Origin of the sequence: Candidatus Kryptonium sp. (assembly GCA_025060635.1) — a bacterium.
Taxonomy (GTDB): Bacteria; Bacteroidota; Ignavibacteria; order Kryptoniales; family Kryptoniaceae; genus Kryptonium.
Genome location: JANXBN010000155.1, coordinates 1 through 500 on the forward strand (window position 1 = coordinate 1; position 500 = coordinate 500).

Genomic DNA, 500 nt, shown 5'->3' on the forward strand with positions numbered 1-500 from the left:
CTATAAAGGCATGAAGCCCCCCAGAGCTCTCTATGACTTCAACGCCCGGTCTTAGATAGAGATGGTAGGTGTTGCCTAAAATTATCTGTGTGCCTATTTCCAAAAGGTCTTTGTGAAGCATTGCCTTCACAGTTCCCTGCGTGCCCACTGGCATAAAAACAGGCGTGCGCACAATACCATGAGATGTGCTCAGCTCACCTAACCTTGCCCTTCCATCTTCTTTTAACACCCTAAACATGGCATTAAAGGATAAGTATAAATTCTTCACAGGCTGGTTGAGAAATTGAAGAATTATACAGCGTCCGAAAAAATGCCCCCTAATACCCGATGCTCCACTACTCTGTAGTCTGAGCCTGACTTTATAAGAACTCATACATTATGTGTCAAAGACGATGAATTTATTAAACAGTTGGATGTTAAACATACTGGTAGTAATCCGTAGTAAGCTTTCACCCAAAGTGTAGTTAAATATATAATACTGACATGCACTATGAATTACT

At 41.0% G+C, this 500-nt stretch carries 1 protein-coding gene; it reads right to left on the reverse strand.

The genetic code is table 11. The features are described from left to right. The coding region (locus NZ923_10885; protein ID MCS7230511.1) for a tRNA-guanine transglycosylase at positions 1-238 on the reverse strand (238 nt) is incomplete at its 3' end. Positions 239-500 lie beyond the last annotated feature (262 nt).